General features: G+C 41.8%; 19 protein-coding genes and 1 pseudogene. 12 read left to right on the plus strand and 8 right to left on the minus strand.

All coding sequences use genetic code 11. From position 1 onward, the window contains the following. The first annotated feature begins 5 nt into the window (after positions 1 to 5). Complete coding sequence (locus tag BFI01S_RS03325; protein ID WP_061791330.1) at positions 6 to 311, plus strand: hypothetical protein; 306 nt, start codon at positions 6 to 8, stop codon at positions 309 to 311. Between the two features lie 454 nt (positions 312 to 765). On the opposite strand, the gene BFI01S_RS03335 is transcribed toward BFI01S_RS03325, so the two are convergent. Continuing rightward, entirely contained in the window at positions 766 to 1242 is a 477-nt protein-coding gene (locus BFI01S_RS03335; RefSeq protein WP_061791332.1) for a DinB family protein, read from the minus strand. Positions 1243 to 1461: 219 nt separating this feature from the next. Between BFI01S_RS03335 and BFI01S_RS24295 the strand changes: the two genes are divergently transcribed. Together BFI01S_RS24295 and BFI01S_RS03340 are read left to right on the plus strand one after the other, a co-directional pair. Next, positions 1462 to 1587 carry a hypothetical protein gene (locus tag BFI01S_RS24295; RefSeq protein ID WP_268875309.1) on the plus strand — a complete coding sequence of 42 codons (126 nt, stop codon included), beginning with the start codon at positions 1462 to 1464 and terminating at the stop codon, positions 1585 to 1587. Further along, entirely contained in the window at positions 1588 to 2070 is a 483-nt protein-coding gene (locus BFI01S_RS03340; RefSeq protein WP_235831084.1) for a hypothetical protein, read from the plus strand. 10 nt (positions 2071 to 2080) lie between these two features. Here BFI01S_RS03340 and BFI01S_RS03345 read toward each other — a convergent pair whose 3' ends face one another. Continuing rightward, positions 2081 to 2959 (minus strand): AraC family transcriptional regulator, encoded by an 879-nt coding sequence (locus BFI01S_RS03345; protein ID WP_061791333.1) that lies wholly within the window; start codon positions 2957 to 2959, stop codon positions 2081 to 2083. Between the two features lie 104 nt (positions 2960 to 3063). Between BFI01S_RS03345 and BFI01S_RS03350 the strand changes: the two genes are divergently transcribed. After that, on the plus strand, positions 3064 to 4017 hold the full coding sequence (locus BFI01S_RS03350) for a DMT family transporter (protein ID WP_061791334.1): 954 nt from the start codon (positions 3064 to 3066) through the stop codon (positions 4015 to 4017). Between the two features lie 320 nt (positions 4018 to 4337). After that, the gene (locus BFI01S_RS03355; RefSeq protein WP_061791335.1) at positions 4338 to 5339 is read left to right on the plus strand and encodes an LLM class flavin-dependent oxidoreductase; all 1002 of its coding nucleotides are present in this window, start codon (positions 4338 to 4340) and stop codon (positions 5337 to 5339) included. A gap of 269 nt (positions 5340 to 5608) precedes the next feature. Here BFI01S_RS03355 and BFI01S_RS22220 read toward each other — a convergent pair whose 3' ends face one another. Then, positions 5609 to 6334, minus strand: coding sequence for a hypothetical protein (locus tag BFI01S_RS22220; protein WP_206700494.1), 726 nt, complete (start codon positions 6332 to 6334; stop codon positions 5609 to 5611). A 265-nt stretch (positions 6335 to 6599) separates the two neighbouring features. Here BFI01S_RS22220 and BFI01S_RS03365 point away from each other — a divergent pair, with 265 nt between their 5' ends. After that, complete coding sequence (locus tag BFI01S_RS03365) at positions 6600 to 7481, plus strand: LysM peptidoglycan-binding domain-containing protein (protein ID WP_061791347.1); 882 nt, start codon at positions 6600 to 6602, stop codon at positions 7479 to 7481. 34 nt (positions 7482 to 7515) lie between these two features. Here the strand turns inward: BFI01S_RS03365 and BFI01S_RS03370 are convergent, their stop codons facing one another. Continuing rightward, the gene (locus BFI01S_RS03370; protein WP_061791336.1) at positions 7516 to 7740 is read right to left on the minus strand and encodes a hypothetical protein; all 225 of its coding nucleotides are present in this window, start codon (positions 7738 to 7740) and stop codon (positions 7516 to 7518) included. Positions 7741 to 7866: 126 nt separating this feature from the next. Between BFI01S_RS03370 and BFI01S_RS22860 the strand changes: the two are divergent. The 3 genes and pseudogenes from BFI01S_RS22860 to BFI01S_RS03380 all read left to right on the plus strand — a co-directional run. Next, positions 7867 to 8022, plus strand: a pseudogene (locus BFI01S_RS22860) (VOC family protein); the annotation flags it as partial. Positions 8023 to 8156: 134 nt separating this feature from the next. Next, positions 8157 to 8738 carry a DUF6944 family repetitive protein gene (locus BFI01S_RS03375; RefSeq protein WP_061791337.1) on the plus strand — a complete coding sequence of 194 codons (582 nt, stop codon included), beginning with the start codon at positions 8157 to 8159 and terminating at the stop codon, positions 8736 to 8738. Between the two features lie 108 nt (positions 8739 to 8846). After that, positions 8847 to 9119 (plus strand): DUF6944 family repetitive protein, encoded by a 273-nt coding sequence (locus BFI01S_RS03380; protein WP_159345144.1) that lies wholly within the window; start codon positions 8847 to 8849, stop codon positions 9117 to 9119. Positions 9120 to 9299: 180 nt separating this feature from the next. On the opposite strand, the gene BFI01S_RS03385 is transcribed toward BFI01S_RS03380, so the two are convergent. The 4 genes from BFI01S_RS03385 to BFI01S_RS03400 form a co-directional block, all read right to left on the minus strand. Then, on the minus strand, positions 9300 to 10391 hold the full coding sequence (locus tag BFI01S_RS03385) for an acetyl-CoA C-acyltransferase (RefSeq protein WP_061791339.1): 1092 nt from the start codon (positions 10389 to 10391) through the stop codon (positions 9300 to 9302). After that, positions 10387 to 11838, minus strand: coding sequence for an AMP-binding protein (locus tag BFI01S_RS03390; protein ID WP_061791340.1), 1452 nt, complete (start codon positions 11836 to 11838; stop codon positions 10387 to 10389). The genes BFI01S_RS03385 and BFI01S_RS03390 overlap by 5 nt, the downstream gene beginning before the upstream one ends. A 35-nt stretch (positions 11839 to 11873) precedes the next feature. Beyond that, positions 11874 to 12437, minus strand: coding sequence for a biotin transporter BioY (locus BFI01S_RS03395; protein ID WP_061791341.1), 564 nt, complete (start codon positions 12435 to 12437; stop codon positions 11874 to 11876). A gap of 205 nt (positions 12438 to 12642) precedes the next feature. Continuing rightward, the gene (locus BFI01S_RS03400; protein WP_142753061.1) at positions 12643 to 12942 is read right to left on the minus strand and encodes a hypothetical protein; all 300 of its coding nucleotides are present in this window, start codon (positions 12940 to 12942) and stop codon (positions 12643 to 12645) included. A gap of 593 nt (positions 12943 to 13535) precedes the next feature. Here BFI01S_RS03400 and BFI01S_RS03405 point away from each other — a divergent pair. The 3 genes from BFI01S_RS03405 (at position 13536) to BFI01S_RS03415 (ending at position 16110) form a co-directional block, all read left to right on the plus strand. Next, positions 13536 to 14300 (plus strand): alpha/beta hydrolase, encoded by a 765-nt coding sequence (locus BFI01S_RS03405; protein WP_061791343.1) that lies wholly within the window; start codon positions 13536 to 13538, stop codon positions 14298 to 14300. Between the two features lie 121 nt (positions 14301 to 14421). Continuing rightward, on the plus strand, positions 14422 to 15036 hold the full coding sequence (locus BFI01S_RS03410; protein WP_235831085.1) for an AarF/UbiB family protein: 615 nt from the start codon (positions 14422 to 14424) through the stop codon (positions 15034 to 15036). Between the two features lie 111 nt (positions 15037 to 15147). Then, entirely contained in the window at positions 15148 to 16110 is a 963-nt protein-coding gene (locus BFI01S_RS03415) for a bile acid:sodium symporter family protein (RefSeq protein WP_061791344.1), read from the plus strand. The last annotated feature ends 281 nt before the right edge of the window (positions 16111 to 16391 follow it).

Raw genomic sequence — 16391 nt, forward strand, 5'->3', positions numbered from 1 at the left:
GAAGCATGGAAGTATTCGGGTTTATATTTTTATGGGGGATACCTTTGCTGCTGCTTTGGAGCTTTATTTTAACGCTTATCGAAGTTAAGAGAGCTGGAAGCGAAGGACAATTCCTGGGCAGGACGCTGACATTTATCGGCGGTATTTATCATTACACCATTTCTTCATTTGCCGCATGGGTTGGTTTGATTGCCATCGCATTTGGAATTGCAGCCCTGGTGGAGGGTTCAGTCTTCGGTGCATTATTCTTTGGTTTATTCGGTGTTTTTATGGTTTATAACTTTTTTCCGCGATTGAATATGCCGGAATGAGATTGAGGTATGTCCTGTGGGGCATGCCTTTTTTTCTTGCATAAAATTAGGCTTTGACAGCAAAGAAAACAGAAAAGAGGCCGTCTGATTCGGAATCCTGTGCAACTTCGGACACAGAAAGAGGGAACCCATGGATTTGTGTCAGAATCCTGGTCAACTTGGGACACAGAAAGGCGGAACCCGTGGAACTGAGTCAGAACCCGGTGCAAGTTCGGACACAGAAAGGCGGAACCCATGGATTTGAGTCGGAACCCTGGGTCAACTTCGGACACAGGAAGGGGGAACCCGTGGAATTGAGTCAGAACCTCGGCCAAGTTCGGACACAGAAAGCCGGAAATAGTAGACCTGAGTCAGAACCCGGGACAACTTTGTACACTGAAAGCTGAAAAGAGACAGATAGAGTCCGAACTAGAAACATCTGCAAACAACAGGCAGGAGTAGTTTTTGAAACAATTTAGCCTTTATTTATAATAGAACGATAAATCTGTTTAATAGTCTCCATATGAATGGCTTCATGGTAAAAGCCGAATAAAAAAGCTTCTCCGGTTGTGTAGAAGGTAATGCCGCCGCGGTTTGTAAAGGGACTTGGCAGTTTTTGATCCATACGCCCATGAAGAAATGTCTTTATTCTGGGTTTTTGTTCGGTTAAGACGGATGCAATTTCCTTGAAGGAAGGCGGTGCTTCGGTCCAATCGGCAGGCTTAGTTCCAGCGCCAAATAACCGTTCATAGTTCATCGGGACATTCATGTTTTCACCAGATATTCCAAAGACAAGCTTTTCCTGGACAAATGCAATATGCCCGAAGTTCCAGCGGATACTATTGTTAAACCCTTCTGGAATGATATCAGCCATTTCTTCAGGAATCCGTTTGATCGATTTTTCTGTAATGCCCCGTACTTTTTCCATATGGTCAAAAATTGTCTGTTCCAATATACTCATCCTCCATATTCATACTCATTGCATTAAAGTTCTAGGGATTCACTTCATTTTCCTACATCTATATATTTTTTTATCGAGAAGAGCTATGTATAAGAATTAATAACCTTAAGCCTCAAGTCTTATAAACATATACAGCGTAGGCTTCTTAATCTAAAGACCGTGTATCTTTATTATAAAAATATAATCATATTTTTGATAAGGAGATACGTTATGTCTAATCAAAAAATCTATATACTCCTTACGGACACCGGAACGTTATTTACGCGGCTTATTAAGCTTTACACAAAAAAGCCGTATAACCATGCTTCTATCTCACTTGATCCTGAATTAAAATAAGTGTACAGCTTTGGCAGGAAAACGGCGAAAAATCCATTCATAGGCGGTTTTGTTCAAGAAAATATCAGAGGAGAACTATTTAGCAGCTCGAGATGTACCATCATAAGCTGTTCAGTTACAGTTGAACAGCACAACAAGCTTAAAGAACTCATAAATAAGATAGAATCTAAAAAACAGGACTACTCCTATAATCTCCTTGGCCTTTTTGCCATCATGTTTAATAAACAACTCTCAAGAACTAATGCTTTTTTCTGCTCTCAATTTGTTGCAACTGTCTTAGAGAAATGTGATATTGTCCAATTTACTAAACCGCCTGAGCTTATTATGCCGAATGAATTTCTGGAAATGGAAGATTTCTATGTTGTTTTTCAGGGAAGCCTGACAGAGTATTTTCTCACCGTAGACTGCCGTGCCGTAGAAAAAAACACCTGCATTTCATCCCATGGCCAGGAAATGTACAGACAATCTATGGCTATTTCCTAATATGCTGCACTCAATTCTGCTTCTTTTTAAACGCCAAAGGTGTCATATACATCGCATTACGGAATTTTTCAATAAAATAACTGCTGCTGTTAAAGCCTACTTTATACGCAACCTCAGTTACATTCGAGCCCGGCTCCTGGAGCAGGGGGAGGCTTTTTTGCAGGCGGTGCTGAATCAGGTAATTAATGGGTGTCGTCCTGAGAATCTTTTTAAAGTATCTGCAGCATTCAGAATTGCTCAGTCTGCCGGCTTTGGCAATATCACTTAGGGTGACTTTTTCAGCGAAATGCTGATGAATCCAATTCAGCATTGCCTTCATCCGCATATGCTTTTCAACTTCAGTCTGGCTGTATTCCAATTGAAATCCGTTCCTGATTAACTGCTGCCAAATGAATGTCAGCAGACTGGTTATGTTAATCTCGTAAAATGGAGGATTGTCATTAATTAATTTCTTGATTTCTATGATGCTTTCTAATATGCTTTTTCCCCAATCCTCGCTGCGGTTCAGGATGATGTATGGAAGATTTGTTGCTGATATATATGGATAAATATAACTGCTGTATAATTCCTGGGGAAGCAGGAAATGAGGGGAGACATTTAAACAAATATAAACACAATCTCCGTTTAAGTCCTCGGCCGAATGGAGACAGCCGCTATTAATGAAAATGCCTTCACCTTCTTTAACTGCCAGTTTTTCCTCATTGATTTGGACAATAGCTTCGCCTTTTACTGAAAGGATAAATTGAATCTCCTCATGCCAGTGCAAAGGGATTTTGCCTTGGATATTATCTGCAATCTTCGTTTCGTAGCAGGCGACAGGCATCACCACCGTCCTGTGGCTCGTTAATTCCTTCAGGCGTTCATCCACTTTAAAGTCTTTAATCTGCAAAAAAGCCACCTCAATATTGTTATACTTTTTTATGATATCCAGCTATTTTTATCACAGAATTTGGTTTATTATAACACTATTATTATATTTAAGGTGGAATCAACATGAAAGGACGTTCAAGGAGTACGGGTTTATTGCTTGTTATTTTTGGGGCTTCATTCTGGGGAGTTGGCGGAACAGTTGCCCAAAAGTTATTTCAGGAATTTGGAATCTCTGTTGATTGGCTTGTCACAGCCCGGCTTCTGGTCGCAGGTGTTCTTCTTTTGGCCGTTCAATTTTTACTGAAAGATCGCTCACAGGTGTTTGGAGTGTGGAAAAATAAAAAAGCAGCTACCATGCTTTTGATCTTTGGCCTGGCGGGAATGCTGGCCGTACAGTACACCTATATGGCTTCCATTCATCATGGCAATGCGGCTGTTGCCACGCTGCTTCAATATCTGGCACCAGCTATGATTATCATTTATCTGGTCCTGCGTAAGCAAACGGTGTTTACAAGACAGGATTTGGTGACCGTGTCCCTTGCTTTAGCGGGGTGCTTTCTTCTATTGACAAATGGTTCTGTTTCTCAGCTGTCCGTACCATCACCTGCGATTGTATGGGGAGTTCTGTCCGGTGTGGCACTGGCGTTTTATACGTTGTATGCCGTCCCGCTGCTCAAGGAATATGATTCCCTTGTCGTGGTTGGCTGGGCGATGGTGATTGGCGGATTTGCATTGAGTTTCATCCATCCCCCATGGCAAATGGATTTTGGCAGCTTAACGGCTGAAGGTTTCCTTTACTTGGTCTTCGTTATTATTTTTGGAACGATGCTTGCCTTCTGGTTCTATATTGAAAGTCTCCAAACGCTGTCTCCAACGGAAACCAGTCTTTTAAGCAGCCTCGAGCCGCTAGCCGCTGTATTTACTACGGTTATCTGGCTGAACGAACCATTCGGACTATATCAATGTGCTGGTACTGCCTGTATCTTTGGCATGATTCTGCTGCTGGCTTTGAGTAAGAAAAAACCGGCAAAAACCAGTGTTTCTGCCGAAAATGAAGAACCATTAAGAGTGAGCTGAGAGCCAGTCCCTTTTGCAGGGGCTGGTTTTTTCTTGCTTAGGCCTGTGTGCGGCAGGACATGATTTCTTTGAGGAAATTTGGTATTCGCTCATAAACCGAAGGAAATCGCTCATAAAATAAGTTTTTCGCTCATAATCCAAAGAAAATCGCTCATAAAATTAAATTTTCGCTCATAAAAAACAAAAATCGCTCATAACCACTGCCATTTCAAATTTTAATAAATTCTCCGCTGTAATTTTGCCCACACTAAGCATTATATTTTCCTAAATTTATTTCGGTTGTTAAAATAAAGTCAATTCTTCATGAAGGAGATTATAAAATGACCAATATACAAATACCTGTTTCTGTTTTAAACCTTGCCCCGATACGGGAGGGGAAGGACAGCAGGCAGGCCATCGAAGATCTTGTTGATCTGGCTCAGGCAACAGAGGAGATGGGCTACAAACGCTATTGGATAGCGGAGCACCATAACACCCCGACACTGGTAAGTTCTGCCACGGCTATTTTAATAAAACATGCATTGGAGCATACTAAAACGATTCGCATAGGCTCCGGCGGAATAATGCTGCCGAACCATGCGCCATTAGTGGTTGCCGAGCAATTCGGCACCATGGCAACCATTTATCCGGATCGGGTCGACTTGGGTCTCGGCAGGGCACCTGGCACGGATATGATGACGGCTAATGCGCTTCGCCGTTCAAAAAATGATTCTGTTTATACATTTCCTGAGGATGTGAAGCAGCTGCTGACATACTTTGGCCCTTTAGAGGAGCAGAGTTATGTAAAAGCACACCCGGGGGTTGAGACGAACATTCCTATTTATATTCTTGGTTCTTCGACAGATTCAGCGTATTTAGCTGCTGAGCTGGGGCTTCCATATGTGTTTGCTTCACACTTTGCTCCAAGGTGGATGGAGGACGCCATCCGGATCTACCGTGCCAACTTTAAGCCTTCACAATATCTGGATAAGCCATATATGATGATCTGCTTAAATGTCATTGCTGCAGAAACGGATGAGGAAGCTGAATTCCTGTCAACCACGATGAAACAGTTTTTCCTGAATGTTGTCAGAGGAACTTCCATGAAATTGAGTCCTCCGGTCGAGGATCTGGACTCTATCTGGAACCCAATGGAGAAGGAAGCGGCTGAGGGGATGTCGAGAGTCACCTTGATGGGCAGCAAAGAAACAGTCAAAGGGCAGCTGGAGCAGTTCCAGAGTATGTATAATGTGGACGAAATCATGGCGGTTTCTTATATTTATGATGAAGAAAAACAAAAACGTTCTTATGAAATATTGAAAGAAATAACAGACGGCAATTGAGCGGGGAAATATTCCCCGCTTTTCATTTGTATTTTGTTAAAGTTTTAAACTGCAATAACTGTCTAGCTCCAGCGCCTACCCCCTCGAGGTCACAAGCCAATCCTCCCAAAAAGGCAAAGAACGCCTTCCTGTGAGGCTCGGCTTGTGCTTGTCGGGGGTGGGCAAGGCGCTTCCGCTTTTCATATTTCTCGGGAAAGCGCAGGATTAGACTTTTCTTGCGTTTAAAGGTCGCATCATGGCTTTTATTGCCGAAAAATGAAATCCCTTCCTTAGTCTATGGCTTGCTGTTTGTAAAGGGCAGGATTGGCTGCTGTATTCAAACTCTGTGCAGACGCCCACAAATTCGCCAGGAACCGCGGCATCATCTGCTGTGAAGGAAGAATGCCATATCTTGAAAAGTAAACAAACAGTTTCAAATATGTTCTAGCATTATTCGGCAGGTGAATTTCCCTGGCGTAGTATTCATTTTCCGTATAGGTTGCAAAAGAACGGGTTTCAAAGCCGGCAATAAACCGGGTGATCTCTCCGTTATATTCATTTTGAATGTAATGGATCCGTTTTATTATTGTGGGGTCATCAGAGCCATCATAATTAGCAAGCCTTGCCTGCCGGGATGCTGGGACAGATGACAGGTTATCTGTAAGAGCAAGTGCATGTCCGTACGCTTTGTCATGACCCTCATAAAGAGGCTTGATATCGGCATTCTCCATTAAATCCACTAAACGCAATTCCTCATTTTCCAAATAAGGCGGCCTGAAAATCTGTCTGGAAAGCTTAAGCTCATCAAGTGAATCGCATACGAATGAAGTGAAAAAATACCACTGCCCATTGTCATCCAGGCTGATATTATAATCCTTCCCATCTTTTTCAATCCGGTAATCAATAAAGCGGTCTTTGCGGTCGAAGGTAAAATCAAATTGTTCTTTTTCTGCTGGATTAAATCCATATGGAGTTTGAATCGGTACACAGATTTCTGAGAAGTATTGACTTTTCATGCTGATCCACACCTTACATTTCTTTATTCGTTTTCCCTGCTTTAGAAAATACCCTGCAGATTTCTTTATCATGCCAAAAAGAGAGGATAATTTTCTTTAGTTATACAAAAATAATAAAAATCGAATGGAAAGGACATTGAGTATGAAAAAATGCATTTTTCTTTTCCTCAGTCTCGCAGTGTTCTGGCAATTGAATTGGAGCGGTGCACATGCCGAAAACAATCCCCGCAATATTTATGATGTAAAGAAGGGGGATACCCTGACATTGATTGCAAAAAAATATGGATCAACAGCCGCGGACTTAAAACTATTTAACGGCCTGCAGTCAGACAGGCTTTTGGTCGGGCAAAAGCTGCGTGTCCCGATTATGTACAAAGTGGCACCCGGAGATACACTCTGGAAGCTGGCAGAAAAATATGATTCAAGTGTCCCGATTATTAAGACAGCAAATGGACTATCCTCCAATGCTATAAATGCCGGGCAGAAATTGAAAATTATTCCAAAGAAATTAGTAATGGATGGTAAGTTTGTCCTCATGACCAGAGAGGAGTTTCGGGATTGGATTTTCAATCAGAAATTCACGAGAAAAGTGGCCAAGGTTCAGCAGCATCACACCTATCAGCCATCATATAAACAGTTCAATGGTACAAATCATTTTGCGCTCATGAAGGGGATGGAGGAGTATCATGTAGGCGGGATGAAGTGGAGCATGATCAGCCAGCAGCTGACTACTTTCCCTGATGGAAAAGTGGCTGTGGGAAGGCCGTTTGATGTAGCTCCTGAAGGATCATTCGGCCTGCAGAATAAAGAAGTCATGCACAAGATCGAAGCAGATGCGATAGCGATCGAAAATCTTGGTGATTTTGACTCCAATCAAATGACTGCTGAACAAAAAGATACGATTGTGACCGTTACAGCTCTCCTGATGCTGAAATATGGCCTGGCGCCATCCATTGACAGCATCACCTATCACCATTGGTGGGATATAAACTCAGGTGAAAGGGTGCTGGATAACAGCCATGGGCATGCCGTAAAAACCTGTCCCGGGACTGAATTTTTTGGCGGGAATTCTACTGCTAGCGCTAAGAATAACTTTTATCCTCTGGTCAGGAAAAAAATGCAGGAGATCAGAGCAAGCCTGCATTAACAGGAAAAACCCGCAGACAAGGTGCGGGTTTTTCTCATCGCTTCTTCTTTTTCTTTTTATCATCCTCTGCTGCAAGCTTCGCTTTGTTTACACTTTCAAGCTCTACCTGTACATGAATTTTACTTTCCTCTACTGCCATTACACTGGTTACTTTGCCTTTGCGCCCTTTAATTCTGACCTCTTCTCCTTCATTTGGAACACTTTTACGAAGCTGATTTAATAAAACATTTTTCCCATCAAGATAATACACCGTAAACATTTTCATCTCACCTTTGTCTATGGAATGTGGTACAAGTTCCTGCACCATTTCTATAAAATATAGACTTAGGGATAAAAATAGACCCGTTTTTTTAAAAAAGATTGCGAGTATTTGTTCCGTTTAGTAGCAAAGAACCGCATTATGCATGCAACTGTAAAGGTTGGGGAGAACGAACTTATGTTTAGCGATACATTCCCTGGGCAGAATCATCAACTAGGCAATCAGGTGACCATTCGTCTTTCAACATCAGATCCTGAAAAATCGAAGATCTATGGTTCGCTGCTTTGATGCATATCCACTATAGAGTTGGCTTCTTTATACTCCGACGCTGGTACTGCCGCTCGTCAATCCATAACTTCGTACCCATTAGCTAGTTATTGAATATAATTTATCATACGTCAGCTAAGGAGTATGTTATGGACAATCAACTAAAAGAGATCATCGGAGCCGCTTTAGCTGCCATTGGTACGATCATTTCAGCTGTCTCAACCATACCCGCAAAGTCAAAAAAAATGGAAAAACTATTTGATGGCCTTGATATTGTGGGGAATAGCCTCCAGGCAACCGGAAGTGCCCTCGAAGCAGAAGGTCGGGGTGAACCGTCTCTCGAAAGGGCCGGCAATGAGATACAGGCTATTGGAAACATTACAGTCATTGCTGGATTAACTTTAGATTTAGAGGAAGAAAATGAAGATAAATTAGTGATTGCAGGGAACTGGATTCAGGCGCTTGGCGGGGCCGCAGCACTTGGAGACGAATTTGAAGATCCCACTGCAGCAGGTCAGCTTTTTAATATATACGGCAACCTGCTTCAGGCGATTGGCAATTCCCTGCAGGCAATTGGGGGGACTATAAATCTCAGGGAAAAAGAGAGGGGAGAATCGGGAAATAGTGCAAATAATATTATTGCCGCAGGAAGCTGGATACAGGCAGTTGGTTCTGTTTTATCACTAATTGGCCAGCTTCAAGAGGAGAGTCAGGAGACTTCTTCTAGCTGAAGGAAATGACACAGATAATTATATGGATTAATCGGAAGCTTTAGGCAGGCGGCAATTCCATCAACACGGCTGCAAACAATAATCGAAATTCAAAATCCATCTGTTTCTGTGTCAGGCTTTAATTCACTTGGCAGTACTATTCAATCCATGGGTGCAGCATTGGAAGCTGCAGGAGTTGAAAACAGTGAAAACAATATGCTCAGCAATCTCGACACTCGGGGTTACTCATTAATTTCGGCATCGGCAATCCTCGGCGCTATAGGAATTCTTATAGAAGATGAAATGAGCATACAAAAAAGACTGCTTCTGGCAGCAGGGGGATGGCTGGAAATCATTGGTGCGATTCATGGGGCATATGTAATCATTCAGGCAGCTGAATAAGCTGCAAATTTTGTAAAAAAAGAGAAAAAGGTTGGTTATTATTGTGATATCGTTTGATATTCGTCGGATAGCAATATGCTAGCAAGTGATAAAAATGTGCTAATACGTCGGATCCTGCCAAATTTCAAGCCGAAAAATAACCTGGAATTATATTTTTCCGGGCTATCCTTCAAGCTTTCATTAAAAGGCCTCAAACAAAATAGCAGCACCGACGCCGCCTCCGCTTCCAATGGCAGCTAGTACATATTTGCAGGAACGTCTTCTCTGCACTTCATAAAATAACTTTGTTGCCATCACAGCACCTGAGGCTCCATATGGGTGGCCAATTGTTAAAGCCCCTCCGTTGACGTTCAGTTTTTCATATGGAATGGAAAGCTCATTGGTGCAAGCTGTAATTTTTGAAGCGAATGCTTCATTAATTTCGAATAAATCGATATCGTCGATTGTTAAATAATTTCTTTCCAGTATAGCTTGGATTGCCGGAACAGGGGCAATGCCCGGATAGTTGGGATGTACACCGGATACTTCACTATCGGCAAATCGAAGGATGGGCCTGTATCCATAATTAATTGCTGTTTCTTCCTCCATCACCAGCACAGCAGATGCCCCGTCATGGATGCCGCAGCTATTAGCTGCTGTAACTGTTCCATCCTTTTTAAATATTGGCTTGGCACGTTTTAAAAGAGTATCCATTTTTCTTTTTTTGAAAAATTCTTCATCATGTGAATGGTTTCCAAATGGAATCAGCTCGTCTGCCAGGATTCCATTTTCAAAAGCTTTCCAGCTCCGTTCATAGCTTAATTGCGCATATGCATCCTGACTTTCCCTTGATATGCTGTATTTCTGGGCTGCATTTTCCGCTGCTGCACCCATATCCGGGTCTCCAATTTTGTCGGGGGAGAAGCGGGCTCTTTTGGAAAATGGGGAAGTGCTGGCACTTTCCGTACCACCTGCTATATAACAAGTACCCGCACCTCCCTGGATAAGATAGCATGCCAGCCGAATGGCTTCAAGACCCGCACTGCATTGCCTGTCCAGGGTTAAACCCGGAACGGACAGAGGGAGTCCTGCTTCCAATGCAGACAAGCGGGCTACATTTCCGCCAGGTCCCACGACATTGCCCAAAATGACATCATCAATTTTTTCTTCCAGGCCTTCAGCCAGATAATTTAGCAACGGGGCAGCAAGTTTAAAAGGCTCGAAGTCCTTCAGCATGCCATTTACTTTTCCAATTGGCGTTCTTTTTGCTTTTACAATCACGGCTCTCTTAATGGCTGATCACCTTTCTTTCGATGGAATCCTTCAGCTGGGCTCTGGCAATTTTTCCGCCGGCTGTGTAAGGCATTTCTTCAGTGAAGATCCATTTGCGCGGGATTTTGTAGGAGGCCAGATGATTTTTGCATAAACGTTTTAACTCCAGGGCATCTGTTTTGCCTTTAATAATCGCTACTGCTATTTGGCCCCAATATGGATCCTTCATTCCAATCACAGCAGCCTCCTCAACAGCAGGGTGCTGGCTGATCACTTTTTCAATTTCCTCCGGGAAGATATTTATGGCACCATATAAAATCATGTTTTTCTCCCGCCCGCTGATAAATAGGTATCCTTCATCATCAACATAGCCCATATCATCAACAGTTGCCCATCCATCTTGATCCTGTATCGTATGTATTTTGTCATTTAATAGGTAACCATCGAAAATAAGATCGCTCCTGACATATATTTTCCCGATTTCATAGGGAGCGAGCTTTTCACCCTTTGTACCTCTGATTTCGATTTCAACTCCATGGCAAGGCTTCCCGACTGATTCTGCCTTCTGCTCATTCCCATGAAAGGTGATATAACTTAACTCACTGGCTCCATAAAACTCAATCATCGAAAGCTTAGGAAACATTTTGCTGATTTCTTGTTTTGATGCTTCGTCCCATTTTGCTCCTGAAGAAATAATTTTGACAGGCTTCTCTATGATTCTCTTTTCTTTTAATATAGCTGACACCATAGTGGGAACCGTATAAAGTGCTGAGATTGGCCGCTCTTCAATATAAAAGAGGGCAAGGGCTGCATTGAATTTATCGAGCAGATATACTGTTCCTCCTGTACACAGGGTACTTACCGCCCCATACAAAAAGTGAGAGTGGATGAGTGCCCCTGGAATCAGGACATGTTCCTTTTCATTCATTTTGAAATCATGCTCATTAACCTTGAAGCTGGCCGCCCAGGATTTATGGGAACGGATAAAAGCTTTTGGGCTGCCGGTCGTTCCTGAAGTAAACCCCATATAAAATGGGCGGTTATTTTCTGAATCGGTGTGAAACGAAGTGCTCTGAGTGCTGATTTCTTCCATGGCATCCTCCCAGGTAAGCACGAAAGGGTGCAGGCGGGAAATCTGATCATAGTATTCTTTACCTGTAATCACGATAGTAGGATTGGATATTTCAATTCGCTGGCTAAGTTCTTCGGCTGTCCATTTTAAGTCGAAGGGTGCAGCTTTCCATCCAGCCATGGAGGCCCCTGTGAATAATTGCAGAAAAGGAATTCCATTTGGCAGCAGGATTGCTGCCGTTTTATTGGCTACAGGTAAAGAATGAAGCCAGTTAGCTGTTTTGCAGAGAAGAGAGCTCCATTCTTTATAGCTTAAAGTTTGGCTTTTCGAAATGATTGCGGCTTTATTCGGAGATTCTTCGGCGAATTTTTTGATATTTGCTGTAATATTCGACAACGGGCTGTTCCTCTCCTTATGGAAAAGGAGACACCTTAAAGTGTCTCCAGAGATTTAGAGAATTGCTTATTAATAATCGGATGCTTAAGCAGTCTGTATACCAGGAATGAGGCAAGAGTCGCTTTCAATACATCTCCCGGGATATAAACCAGGCTTAATTTAATTGCTTCTGCCAGTGGAATATCCATCATAAAGGCCTGTACTGGAATGCCAAACAGATAGATTAGGAATATTCCGACAGTCAGGTTTATGAGAAGGATATTCATTAACTTTAAAGTTTTGAAGTGTGAAAGTAAATAGCCGATCAAAAATGCTGTTACCGGGTAAGCAATTAAATAGCCGGCGCTGGGACCGAAGAAAACACCTATGCCGCCGCGTCCGCCCGATAATAAAGGAGCACCGGCAGCAACTAAGAGTAAAAACACTGCCATGCTGATTCCGCCAAGTCTGGCACCTAAAATACCGCCGGCCAAAAGGACACCGAGTGTCTGTAAGGTAATTGGAACGGGTGTAAAAGATAGCATGATTGGCGGAACAAGCCCGAGTGCTCCCATTACTGCTGCAAATAAAGCCACGTATGTCATCTCTTTAACTTTCATAATACCTCTCCAATTCAGATTAATAGGTTAACTGTTTTTATTTTATGGTTAACACAGAGGTTTGTCAACGTGATAGATAATATAGTTTACAATAAGATTGAGGAAAGAGTATTAAGCTTTTTCCTGCCAGATTAAGAAATTAGGGGGAAAATTAAGATGAAAAAACCCCCGAAAAGGTAACGGGGGCAGCTTCACATGAAACATTTCATTTAACCTCAATGCCAAGCCAGGAAAGATAAATGGCCAAATTGCCGCCTTCATTCCAGCTGATACCGTCTAACATATATGTAATAAAAATAAAAAGCATATAGGTACCCAGCAAGAATGATATTTTTAAAATCTTATTTTCTGAATGTTTCAGTATCCTTTTCCAAACAATATATATTAAGATTGGAAAGCCGAATACGCCAATAGGAAGCAGAAGTGCACCTATCGCAAAGAAGAACAAAACAACTGATACAGTATAATAAATTCCGTAGCCCAGCAGCATCAAAGCAGCTGTCACACTATACTTAAAGTAGGGTCGTGCTTGAATTTTGATCTCCCCGTTTCTAATTCAGACTCATATTATCTTTATACAAATACTCACATTAATAAGTCAATGTCTAATTTTAAGAATGTGCCGTAAATATATTCTTATGGGGTTAGGTTATGTTTAGATAGAATTCTTCTTTTATTATATGTAAAATAATGGTATAAAAGGTTTTTTTAGGAGGTAATATGTACACTTACGAGTCAATTTGCTTTTCCTGGGAATCGCTTTAAATCCAATATTCTTCTAACCCGTGAACCGATGTTTTTATTTTTTCTGACTATCGGCAATCTAGTCATGACCAATATCAGCATGGTCATTCACAGCAGGAAGGTGGATGGTGCTCAATCACCTGCAGACTTCACAGGGTATACACGAAGCTCTAATGTAAGGGCTATTATCTTTGGTGCATGTTACGCCACCCTTATCTGTGGGTTAATACTATCTTTAGTCTAACCGCTCCATATATGTTATGGACGGTCCTTTTTCTGTTTAAATACTAGTTGACAGGTCGGAATAGTTGGTTATATAATGTGAATAATTAATTCTGAGGGAGGAACAATTGGATGAATGAACGTTATCCTGTTTTGGACGGTGCAGAATCATTCTACTATGAAGGCAATGAGATCGGGATCCTGATCACACATGGTTTTCTTGGTACTCCCCAGAGCGTGCGGTTTTTGGGGGAGTCATTTGCCAAGCTTGGCTATACAGTCCTTGCGCCAAGGCTAAAAGGCCACGGCACACATTATAAAGATATTGAAAGAACCACTCATGAGGATTGGTTTGCTGAAGCAGAAAAGGGTTATCAATTTCTAAAAGACAGATGCACATCTGTTTATGCTGCAGGTCAATCGATGGGTGGCGCATTGACACTTTGGCTGGCTAATAAATATCCGGAAATTGCAGGTATTGTGTTAATAAATGCCGCTCTCCGGGTTCCATGTTATGAATATTTAAAGGGGAAAACAAATCCCAGATACCTTGATGAAGGTGCACCAGATATTAAAAAAGAGGATGTAGAGGAAATTACGTACGGGAAAGTTCCGGTTCCCTCCATCTTCGAATTGCAGAAAATCATGGAAAGAACACCAGACTTATTACCATCCATTAAAACACCTGTATTAGGCTTTAAGTCGGTAGAAGATCATGTGGTGCCTGCAGAGTGTACAGATTTTATTTTGGAGAAGATTGGCTCCGTGAAAAAGAAAGCTATATCGCTCTATAACTCCTATCATGTGGCATCCATGGACAATGATAAAGAAAAGATTGTTAACATAACTCATCAGTATATTCAGCAGAATCAAGCAGGCAGCTTGTCCTTTGTGTAAGGACGGGCTGTTTTTTATGTCATGAAACCTTTTAAACATGATAACGTATAAAAAGAAAAGGGTATTCAGCCTGTAATACAGAATAAGACAGTATATTTTTCTAGGGAAGAAGATGATGGAAATGAAGGCGAGAAGTAAATTGCTCCGTATGTACAAATTGCTTTCTATGGCACTTCACATTATATTTCAAATTTACTGGTATAAATGGACCCGCAAATCAGAAGCAGAATGGGAAAAATTATGGTCTGGCATCGGGAAAAGATTCCGGACAACACTTTTTGAATTGGAAGGGCTGCTGATTAAGATTGGTCAGTTCATCAGCATTCGTTCTGATTTGCTTCCAAAAGCTTTCATCCAGGAGCTTCAAGGCCTTACGGATAAGGTGCCGCCATCGGAATGGAGAGAAATCCAGACGATTTTAAACGAAGAGTGGGGGAGTGAACTCTCTAAAAAGGTGGTGGCGATTGAAAAAGAAGCCATTGCATCAGCATCGATTGGGGAGGTATATAAAGGCGCTCTCCAGGACGGCTCAATTGTCGCCATTAAAGTACAGCGTCCTGATATTTTTCAGCTATTCATGCTAGGTTTAACTGGGTCTGGCTTTGGCATTTATTTAGAAGAAATGCTGATCATGCAATTATCCGCAGGCATCGCAGCCATTGCGCTTGCAGGGTTTGGAGTAAACAGCTGGAGGCTGGGAAAATGGCTGAAATATATGCCAGAAAAACGGAGATAATCAAAAGAGCCGAGTTTTGGCTCTTTTTTACTATTTTGATATATAACCAGCCAGATTATGATAAAATAATTAGTTAGGTAAACAATTATTCGGAAAAGGAGAGTACTCAGTGTGCTGATTCAAATCAATAAACAACTGGAGAAAATGATGCCATTGATTACTCCAATAAGCGTGGTTCTAGGTGTTATGCTCGCTGGTTATATTAAGGATTTTGCTTTTATCATCCCTTGGGTTTTTGCGTTTATGACGTTTTCAGGAAGTCTGAACTCCAGTTTTAGCAGTTTAAAAGAAATCCTTCATCATCCAAAGCCGCTTTTCCTCATATTGTTTCTGCTTCATATTTTGATGCCTCTCTTTGCATGGAGCACAGGTAAACTTGCGTTTGGTGATGATTCATTAACTATTACCGGGCTGGTATTGGCTATGGCCATTCCGACCGGCATATCGAGCTTCATCTGGGTTTCCATTTATCGCGGCAATATTCCGCTGACCTTGTCCATCATTCTGGTAGATACCTTTTTGTCACCATTTATTGTTCCGCTGACATTGTCGATATTTTTCCAGAAATCTGTACAGATCGATGTTGTGCCGATGATGGCTGGATTATTCGGCATGATTGTTCTGCCTTCTTTTCTTGGCATGCTCTTCAATCAATTCGCAGGAAATAGCGCTGCAGGCTTAAGCAGCCGTCTATCTCCTTTTTCTAAGCTAGGAATGGCCATTGTGGTCATGCTGAATGGAGCTGTTGTTGCCCCGTATCTGAAGGAGGTCAATCTTAAATTGATCCTCATCGGGATCACTGTATTTTGTGTGGCATTTATGGGCTATCTGATCGCTTTCATCATCGCAAATGTACTGAAATACGATCAGGGCACAACTGTGGCTGTAACGTTTAATGGCGGCATGAGGAATATCAGCGTTGGCTCTGTCCTGGCAGTCACTTATTTCCCCGCTCCAGTTGCCGTTCCTGTAGTCATTGGCATGCTCTTTCAGCAGGTATTGGCATCCCTGTATGGGATTATAATGAAGCGTCATTTCAGCAGGAAGGTTCTGCAGAGAGGCCATTCTGTGTAAGAATTTAGTTCCTTCCTGTTTCAGGAGTATATTTAGTTAGCAGATTGGAAATTTGGCTAAAAATCAGCCTTCTGCACATAAAAAAGCGGTATGCGCACATAAAAATTTTTTTCAATATAAAAGAGTGCCTTTCGCATGGAACGTTTTGTATATCAGCACTAATTTCCTCTGAAAAATGAATTTAATGGCCCAATAGGCAATCAAATACATAAATTATATTAAATTTGCACAAAAAAGTGGATTTATCCCTATTAATTTCGGGTAGAATATCGGGGGATATG

The organism is Cytobacillus firmus NBRC 15306, from assembly GCF_001591465.1.
GTDB lineage: Bacteria > Bacillota > Bacilli > Bacillales > Cytobacillaceae > Cytobacillus > Cytobacillus firmus.